The sequence below is a fragment of the Psychrobacter sp. UBA3962 genome (genome assembly GCF_002385225.1).
In the GTDB taxonomy this organism is placed as follows: domain Bacteria; phylum Pseudomonadota; class Gammaproteobacteria; order Pseudomonadales; family Moraxellaceae; genus Psychrobacter.
Genome location: NZ_DGDC01000013.1, coordinates 118,917 through 128,724 on the forward strand (window position 1 = coordinate 118,917; position 9,808 = coordinate 128,724).

A 9,808-nucleotide genomic window follows, 5' to 3' on the forward strand; every position below is an offset into this window, starting at 1 on the left:
ATAAGACTAATTACTTTCTTTTAGCTCAATATTAATACCCAATGACTTAATCTCTTTGGTCAGTACGTTGAATGACTCAGGCATGCCTGGATCCATGTACTGTTCACCATCGACGATGTTCTTATACATACGCGTACGACCTTCAACATCATCCGACTTCACTGTTAGCATCTCTTGCAACGTGTAAGTTGCGCCGTATGCTTCTAGGGCCCAAACTTCCATCTCACCGAAGCGCTGACCACCAAATTGTGCTTTACCACCTAATGGTTGCTGCGTTACTAATGAGTATGAACCTGTTGAGCGAGCATGCATCTTGTCATCTACTAAGTGGTTTAGTTTCAGCATGTACATGTAGCCCACAGTCACAGGACGGTCAAACTTCTGGCCAGTACGACCATCATATAAAGTCTGCTGACCTGAAGTTGGATAACCTGCAAGTTCTAAAAGCTCATCAATTTGAACTTCGCGTGCGCCATCAAATACCGCAGTACCCATAGGCACACCATCACGCAAGTTATTGGCAAGTGCCATGATGTCTTCATCACTCAAGCTGTCTAAGTCAGCTTGCTCACCGCCCACCTTGTTGTAAATCTTATCTAAGAAGTCACGTAACTCAGCCACTGCAGCTTGGGCTTTAAGCATGCCATTAATCTTGTCACCAAGACCTTTAGCCGCCATACCTAAGTGAGTCTCAAGCACCTGACCGATGTTCATACGCGAAGGTACACCTAATGGGTTCAATACGATATCCACTGGGTTACCATGTTCGTCATATGGCATGTCTTCTACGGGCATGATGCGTGATACAACCCCTTTGTTACCATGACGACCGGCCATCTTATCACCAGGCTGAATGCGACGTTTAACCGCTAGGTAAACTTTAACGATTTTTTGTACGCCGTGCTGTAGATCATCACCCGCGGTTAACTTACGTTTTTTCTCAGCGAACTTAGTGTCGATGTCTTTTTGCTTATCTACTAAGAACTCTTGAATTTGAGTCAAACGCTCAGCAATCTCTTCTTCTACTGGCTGAATGTCTAGTAAAGTCTCTAAAGACATTTCTAGTAATTCAGATTCTGCCAATACGGTACCTGACTTAAGGCCAGCGCCACCACTGATAGCTTTACCATCAAGTAAATGACTAATACGGCTACGCGCTGCTTCTTCAAAGATACGAAGCTCTTCTTTTAAATCTTTACGATAGTCGTCTAATTGAGCTTTTTCGATCGCTTTAGCACGAGCGTCTTTTTCTACGCCATCACGAGTAAAGACTTGAACGTCAATAACCGTACCTTTGGTAGAAGTTGGCACACGCAAAGAAGTATCTTTAACGTCTGCTGCTTTCTCACCGAAGATGGCTCTCAGAAGTTTTTCTTCTGGCGTTAATTGTGTTTCACCTTTTGGTGTTACTTTACCAACAAGGATGTCACCCGCATCTACTTCAGCACCGATGTAAACAATACCTGACTCATCAAGCGCAGATAAAGCAGCTTCCCCTACGTTTGGAATATCGGCAGTAATTTCTTCAGTACCCAGTTTAGTATCACGCGCCACACAAGTTAATTCTTGAATATGGATGGTTGTGAAACGGTCTTCTTTTACCACACGCTCAGATAACAAAATCGAATCTTCGAAGTTATAACCGTTCCATGGCATAAATGCCACACGCATGTTCTGACCCAATGCCAACTCACCTAAGTCAGTTGAGGGACCATCGGCTAAGATGTCACCGCCAGCGATTTCATCGCCTTGGTTAACAATAATGCGCTGGTTGATACAGGTGTTTTGGTTTGAGCGGGTATATTTAATTAAGTTATAAATATCGATACCGGCTTCACCTGGCTGCATCTCCTCTTCGTTAACACGAACTACGATACGAGAAGCATCCACGTCTTCAATAACACCACCTCGCTTAGCAATAACACACACACCAGAGTCACGGGCTACGTGACGCTCCATACCGGTACCTACTAATGGCTTATCAGCACGTAGCGTAGGAACAGCCTGACGTTGCATGTTCGAACCCATCAAGGCACGGTTAGCATCATCATGCTCAAGGAATGGAATTAAGCTGGCTGCAACTGAAACAACCTGGCTTGGTGATACGTCCATATGCGTTACTTTGTCGCTTGGCATACGTACAGATTCACCACCACTACGTACCATTACCATCTCTTCAGCAAGCACACCGTTTTCATCTAACTCAGAGTCAGCCTGAGCGATAACAGTACCTACTTCTTCAATGGCCGATAAGTATTCGATATCATCGGTTACTTTACCGTCTACTACTTTACGATATGGGGTTTCTAAGAAACCAAATTCGTTGGTCTTAGCAAAGGTCGCTAATGAGTTAATCAGACCAATGTTTGGACCTTCAGGGGTCTCAATTGGACACACACGACCATAGTGAGTGTTATGAACGTCACGCACTTCGAAGCCTGCACGCTCACGAGTTAGACCACCTGGGCCTAAAGCTGAAATACGACGCTTGTGGGTAATCTCAGATAAGGGGTTGTTTTGGTCCATGAACTGAGACAACTGGCTTGAACCAAAGAACTCTTTAACCGCAGCCGCAACTGGCTTAGAGTTAATTAAATCTTGTGGCGATAAGTTATCAGATTCAGCAGAGCTCAAACGCTCTTTAACCGCACGCTCAACACGTACTAGACCCACACGGAACTGGTTTTCGGCCATTTCGCCCACTGAACGAATACGACGGTTACCTAAGTGGTCAATATCGTCCACTTCACCAATACCGTTACGGATATTGATCAGCTCTTTTAATACGTCAATAATGTCTTCTTTAGTCAATACGCTTTGTTCACGCTTAACATCTGGATCATCACTGTTTTCAAAAGGACGACCTAAACGACGGTTGAACTTCATGCGACCTACGTTAGATAAATCATAACGGTCTGCATTGAAGAACATACTTTCGAACAGTTTTTCAGCAGTATCAATCGTTGGTGGCTCACCTGGACGCATCACTTTATAAATTTCGATTAGCGCTTCTTCGCGGCTACCGGTGCTATCCGCACGTAGCGTATCAGCGATATAAGTACCATGGTCGATATCGTTAGTGAATAGAATCTTGAACTCTTTGATAGATTCACTGGCTTCAAAGGCACTTAACTTAACCAATAATTCATGGTCAATTAAAGTGTTGGCTTTGGCGATTACTTCGTCATTAACTACGATGTCTTCTGCCAAAATACGCTCATATAAGTACTCATCAGGGACAGCTAGCTTTTTCATGCCAGACTGTTCGATTTGACGAATACGACGGGCGTTAATACGCTTACCTTGCTCAACCAGTACTTCACCGTCTGGTGATACGATATCGAACTGAGCCATCTCGCCACGTAGACGATCAGCAACCAAGTCAATTTCGAATTGCTCTTCACCTTTATATACAGAAACTTTTTCGAAGAAAGTATCTAAAATTTCATTGGTGTCCATGCCTAACGCACGTAGGATAATAGTACCCAATAGCTTACGACGACGGTCAATACGAGCGAATACTAAATCTTTTGCATCAAACTCAAAGTCTAACCATGAGCCACGGTAAGGAATGATACGGGCGTTATAAAGTACTTTACCGCTCGAGTGTGACTTACCTTTATCGTGGTCAAAGAACACCCCTGGTGAACGGTGTAATTGAGAAACGATAACACGCTCAGTACCATTAATAATAAAGGTACCGTTATCGGTCATTAATGGGATTTCACCCATATATACGTTTTGTTCACGAATATCTTTAATAGCTGCTTTGCTATTTTTGTCTTTGCTATCTTTATCTTTGATAACCAAACGGATTTTTACACGCAGTGGTGCTGCATACGTTGATCCACGAGAAATACACTCGCGCTCATCGAACTCTGGTGCACCTAAATAGTACTCAACAAATTGCAGTTCGGCGTTGTTTGAATTACTTTCGATTGGGAAAATAGATGAAAATGCAGCTTGAAGGCCGGTATTCTCACGCGCTTTAGGCTTTTTATTTTCCTGCAAAAATTGCTCATAGGAATCCACTTGAATCGCCAATAGATACGGGATATCCATTACATGTGGCAACTCGGCAAAACTTTTGCGAATACGTTTTTTTTCAGTATAGGAATATGCCATCGAGAGTCCTTACAGTAGACAGTAAAATAAAAATGATTCATTTTTAAAAATTAAGTGGTTAATAATTAACTTATTACTCAAGTTCTAAATAGGAATCATCAGATTGAAACAGTGAGAATGACCTTTGATAATGCCTGTTGTGCATACAATCATGACGTTTTGACTCATTATTTGAGTGTCGACGCCGCCAAACCCATTACAAACGTTAATAGCTAATGGTTTTTGCTAGTTATTGAAACGAATTATTACAAAAAAGTTGTTAAATTAGGTTAAAAAGAAGCCAAACGACAGATGCAAAAAAACCCCAAGCACGAGCGTACCTAGGTCTAAATAAATAGGATAGAAGCTAACGATGTTTTAAACATGCAAATTGTCTGTCCCTTGGTCTGTATTAATCGCTAAACGTTCGTTAAGCTGATGTTGATGAGATATTAACGTGACGCCTGTCAACCATTTAGGCTAATACAAAAGGTCAAGTGCGAGATTATACAATAGCTTTATGACAAAAGCAACCGCCTCTATAATTCAATAGAGTATAAATAAAAAAAGCCAACAATGCATATTACATTGTTGGCTTTATAGTTAGATAAGATTTAACCCTTACCTAACCGAACTTATAATAGATTAATCTCTATTATTTAAGTTCTACAGTAGCGCCTGCTTCTTCAAGCTTTTTCTTAAGCTCTTCAGCTTCTGCTTTGTTAGCGCCTTCTTTGATTGGAGCTGGAGCGCCTTCAACTAGTTCTTTAGCTTCTTTTAGACCTAGGCCAGTAGCTTCACGAACTGCTTTAATTACGCCAACTTTCTTGTCGCCGAAGCTAGCAAGAATAACGTCGAACTCATCTTTTTCTTCAGCAGCAGCAGCGCCACCAGCAGCAGCAGCAGGTGCAGCAGCAACAGCAGCAGCAGCCGTTACGCCGAATTTTTCTTCCATTTCGCTGATTAGTTCAACGATGTCCATTACTGACATTTCAGCGATTGCGTTTAATACATCTTCTCTAGATAGTGCCATGGGATTTCTCCATATTCTGATAAATTTAAAGGGTTTAATTAACATCAATACAGTTTGTTTATGCCACTAGGCGATGATCATGCTGTATTAATCGAAAACAACTTAGTAACTGACTTATATAAGTTAAGTCGTTATAAACTAAGCGGCTTCTTTTGCGTCTTTTACTGCTGCAACAGTACGTACAAACTTGCCTGGTACTTCTTTCATAGTACGTGCAAGCTTGGTTACTGGTGCCTTCATTGTTGCCATCAAGATAGACAGTGCTTCGTCGCGTGTTGGAAGTTTAGCTACGCGCTCTAATTCCTCAGGACCAAACAACTCACCACCAACTGATACAAGCTTTGGCTCTAAAGCTTTATGTTCTTTGCTGAACTCATAAATAACACGAGCAGCTGAACCTAAATCTTCAGTAGAAAAAGCCAGTAACAATGGGCCAACCATCTTATCTGACATGCACTCAAAGTTAGTACCTTCAAAAGCACGCTTAGCTAGCGTGTTTTTAACTACTTTAAGTACAACACCTTTCTCACGTGCTTGAACACGTAGTTCAGTTAACTGACCTACTTCAAGACCGTGATAATCAGCAGCAACTGCTGAATAAGCATTTGCAGCAACTTCAGACACTTCAGCCACAACTTTTTGTTTCTGTTCTAGCGTTAATGCCATGAGTTGACTCCTTGATCTCTTCAACATTGCTTTCACAATGCCGAATTGACGTTTCTATTACTAAAGCTACTGGTCAAATATTAACTAAATAATTTTTGACCACTCTAGTAACGCTGAATACGGCACCTTTATCAGAATGAATAAGAAACTAAATGGATAAACTCTATTTAATTCCCATGATCAAACTTTTTTGGTCACCGTCTGCGTAGGCCAATATTGGGCTAATAATGATTAGAAAACCAAACATTAACACCAACATCAATTAACAGTATGCCTACGGTTATAAATCAAAAGATTTACTTCCTCAACATACCTACCTACGGTCTTAGACAGCATAGCTTTGGCTAAGCTGACCTAATATTTTAATACTTTAAATTTGGGTGATAATTCAAGTCTCAAATAAGGAGAGCTCAAATTATCACTAAATAACTAATAAATTAGTTGAATTACTTAGCCATGCGGTATGGTAGTGGATCTAATGTGATGCCAGGACCCATAGTGCTTGATAAAGTAATTTTCTTAATGTAGATACCTTTAGAAGTAGCTGGCTTAGCACGACGGATGTCTGATAATAAAGCCTGTACGTTCTGCTGGATTTGCTCAACAGTGAAACCAACCTGACCGATAGTGGTGTGGATGATACCTGCTTTGTCTACACGGTAAGTAGCCTGACCTGCTTTAGCGTTTGCAACTGCTTCAGCAACGTTAGGAGTAACTGTACCTACTTTAGGGTTAGGCATTAAGCCACGTGGACCTAGGATAGTACCTAACTGACCCACTACACGCATGGCGTCTGGAGCTGCAATAACAACGTCAAAGTCTAGGTTGCCCGCTTTAACTTGTTCTGCAAGATCTTCCATACCCACTACGTCAGCACCAGCTTCTTTAGCAGCATCAGCAGCAGCGCCTTGGGCGAATACAGCGATACGCTTAGTTTTACCAGTACCTGCAGGTAGGTTAGTTGCACCACGAACTACTTGGTCTGATTTACGTGGATCAACACCTAGGTTGATAGCGATATCAACTGACTCTTTGAATTTAAGAGGAGGTAGTTCGTTTAAAATAGTTACCGCTTCTTCAAGAGTGTATAACTTTTCGTTTTCTACACGCTCAGCGATCAATTTTTGACGTTTAGTAAGCTTACTCATTTACACACCCTCCACATCGATGCCCATTGAACGCGCAGTACCAGCGATGGTACGTACAGCAGCGTCCAGGTCAGCAGCAGTCAAATCAGCATTCTTAGTTTGCACGATTTCTTCTAGCTGTGCACGAGTAACTTTACCTACTTTAGTAGTATTTGGAACACCAGAACCTTTAGCGATGCCAGCAGCTTTACGCAGCAAGAACGCAGCAGGTGGTGACTTCATGATAAATGTAAATGATTTATCAGCGTATACTGTAATTTCAGTAGGAATTGGCAGACCTGGTTCCATGCTAGCTGTCGCTGCGTTGAACTCTTTACAGAATGCCATGATGTTCACACCTTTTTGACCTAGTGCAGGACCAATCGGTGGTGAAGGGTTTGCTTTGCCAGCAGGCACTTGTAGTTTGATGTAACCATCAATCTTCTTAGCCATGAGTTTTCTCCTTTACGGGTGATAACGCTTGCTGCTCACACTTACCAATTTTATTGAAGCAAGTTGATAAGCAGAGCTATCCGCTCCCCGGTGGGTAAAATATTTAGTTCAGTTGATTTGTAGTAAGCCTATTAGCTTAACTTTTCAACCTTACTAAACTCTAATTCGACCTGAGTCGGTCTGTTAAATACGTTTACGGTCAGTTGTAACTTCGATTTTTCGTAATCTACTTTTTCAACCAAACCTTTAAAATCTGTAAATGGTCCGTCGATAACCAGAACTTCTTCACCTGGCTCAAACAAAGTCTTAGGACGTGGTGCTTCTTCACTTTGTTTAAGACGATTTAAGATGCGATCGGCCTCAACTTTAGTAATAGGTGCTGGATTCTCTGGCGTACCGCCGATGAAGCCGGTAATACGGGGGCAATCATTAACGATGTGCCAAGTATCATCATTCATTTCCATCTCTACTAATACGTAGCCTGGAAAGAATTTACGCTCACTTTTACGCTTTTTGCCGTCTTTCATTTCAACGACTTCTTCGGTAGGTACTAAAACCTCACCGAATTTATCAGCGAACTCACTGCGATTGATACGATCCGTCAAGTAGCGTTGGACCTGCTTTTCATAGCCTGAAAATGCTTGCACAATATACCAGCGCATAGGTTTCTCCATGACGTCAATCAAACGATTGCTGATTAAAAAAACAGGCTGTATGGCTTATATAACTTATATCAAGATAAAGGTTATATGAAGCCCAGCCCTAACAATTCTTTATTCTAATACTACCGGTAGCCAATGCTGGCTTATTTAGCCAATAAAGGCACCAACCAACCAGTTAAATAAGTTATCTAACAACCAAACTATAACCGCGACAATGCCAATTACTAATAAGCTTTGCCAAGTATATTGAATGGTTTCATTCTTACTTGGCCAAGTAACACGACGTAGCTCAATACTCGCATCTTTAAGTAATACCTTAAAGCTACGACCTTGATTGGTTAAAGCCAAACAGATGATAGCTAAAACAATCAGAGCAGCAATAATGCCCACTCGTGTCCACAAATCGTTAGCAGGTTGCCAAATGCCTGGTAATTTATATTGTACCAAGGTAGCCCCAATTAAGGAGGCCAATGCAAGTCCCCAAAGTGCCATATCTTTTGGCGAACGGGTTTTTGCAACTTCCACTGCACTTTTACCAGAAAGGTCTTGACCCAACGTATTATGAGCGCCCTGCCTAGCGTCAGATACCTTTCTTTCTAGGTTATCCTGTTGTTTGCTCATAGTTGAATTGCCTTACGACGTAGACGATAGAATTAATGCCGCCTATCTGTATGGTAAAAGAAGAGTGCTTGGTACTATTTAGCTTATCAAGCCATTAAGCTTATAACTTCGTTAAGCTTAAACAGTAATAAAGTGGCAGGCGATGAGGGACTCGAACCCCCAACCCTCGGTTTTGGAAACCGATGCTCTACCAATTGAGCCAATCGCCTTTAGTTAAGGTTGACTATTATACAATCTTTTTTGTGGAATGCAACCCTTGTGAGTAAGACTCATTAGGATTCTTCCAAAATAAGACATTACCAATCAAATGTTATGTTGATCCTAGTCATTAGTGGCGACATTTTAAGCATTTATTGAAATTAACTCAAGTGAGTTTTGACTAATTGCTTCGTTTTATTAAATTATCACTAGTATTTTGATCATATTATCTTGGTTTACTATAAACGACATATTTAGTTAAATTTGTCTCGCCATGAATTTCAAGCTTCAGCCCTCACCTTGAGCCCTAAATATGAGTAAGTTAAAAAACAGCCATAAAAAAAGACCCTCTGTTTCCAGAGGGTCTTTTTTTTGCATAATGCTGTACTACGTATTAACTAAAATTAGTTTTTAACGTTAGCAACAACACCAGCACCTACAGTACGGCCACCTTCGCGAATTGCGAAACGTAAACCTTTGTCCATAGCGATTGGGTGGATTAGCTCTACGCTCATCTCAACGTTATCGCCTGGCATTACCATTTCAGTACCTTCTTGTAATTGGATTGCACCAGTTACGTCAGTAGTACGGAAGTAGAACTGTGGACGGTAACCATTCAAGAATGGAGTGTGACGACCACCTTCTTCTTTTGACAGTACGTATACTTCTGCGTCAAAGTTTGTGTGTGGAGTGATTGAACCTGGCTTAGCTAGTACTTGACCACGTTGTACGTCTTCACGCTTAGTACCACGTAGTAGTACACCACAGTTCTCACCAGCACGACCTTCGTCTAGTAACTTACGGAACATCTCGATACCAGTACAAGTTGTTTTAACTGTGTCTTTGATACCAACGATTTCAATCTCGTCACCAACGCGTCCGATACCAGACTCAACACAGCAAGTTACTACTGTACCACGACCTGAGATTGAGAATACATCTTC

General features: G+C 41.5%; 8 protein-coding genes and 1 tRNA gene. All 9 read right to left on the bottom strand.

From position 1 onward, the window contains the following. Window positions 1–6: 6 nt before the first annotated feature. A complete protein-coding gene (gene rpoB, locus B3S92_RS03985) occupies window positions 7–4,125 on the bottom strand; it encodes a DNA-directed RNA polymerase subunit beta (protein ID WP_077450169.1) in 4,119 nt (1,372 codons plus the stop codon). A 634-nt stretch (window positions 4,126–4,759) separates the two neighbouring features. Beyond that, on the bottom strand, window positions 4,760–5,137 hold the full coding sequence (gene rplL / locus B3S92_RS03990; protein WP_028858896.1) for a 50S ribosomal protein L7/L12: 378 nt from the start codon (window positions 5,135–5,137) through the stop codon (window positions 4,760–4,762). A gap of 138 nt (window positions 5,138–5,275) precedes the next feature. Next, window positions 5,276–5,803, bottom strand: a complete 528-nt coding sequence (rplJ, locus tag B3S92_RS03995) for a 50S ribosomal protein L10 (protein ID WP_028858897.1) — start codon at window positions 5,801–5,803, stop codon at window positions 5,276–5,278. A gap of 446 nt (window positions 5,804–6,249) precedes the next feature. After that, window positions 6,250–6,951 carry a 50S ribosomal protein L1 gene (rplA, locus tag B3S92_RS04000; RefSeq protein WP_028858898.1) on the bottom strand — a complete coding sequence of 234 codons (702 nt, stop codon included), beginning with the start codon at window positions 6,949–6,951 and terminating at the stop codon, window positions 6,250–6,252. Beyond that, on the bottom strand, window positions 6,952–7,383 hold the full coding sequence (rplK, locus tag B3S92_RS04005) for a 50S ribosomal protein L11 (protein ID WP_007395730.1): 432 nt from the start codon (window positions 7,381–7,383) through the stop codon (window positions 6,952–6,954). 131 nt (window positions 7,384–7,514) lie between these two features. Continuing rightward, complete coding sequence (gene nusG, locus B3S92_RS04010; protein WP_011961254.1) at window positions 7,515–8,045, bottom strand: transcription termination/antitermination protein NusG; 531 nt, start codon at window positions 8,043–8,045, stop codon at window positions 7,515–7,517. A gap of 147 nt (window positions 8,046–8,192) precedes the next feature. Further along, window positions 8,193–8,666 carry a preprotein translocase subunit SecE gene (secE, locus tag B3S92_RS04015; RefSeq protein WP_296202931.1) on the bottom strand — a complete coding sequence of 158 codons (474 nt, stop codon included), beginning with the start codon at window positions 8,664–8,666 and terminating at the stop codon, window positions 8,193–8,195. A 133-nt stretch (window positions 8,667–8,799) separates the two neighbouring features. Beyond that, window positions 8,800–8,875: transfer RNA gene (locus B3S92_RS04020), tRNA-Trp, on the bottom strand. Between the two features lie 393 nt (window positions 8,876–9,268). Next, the coding region (locus tag B3S92_RS04025; protein ID WP_296202932.1) for an EF-Tu/IF-2/RF-3 family GTPase at window positions 9,269–9,808 on the bottom strand (540 nt) is incomplete at its 5' end.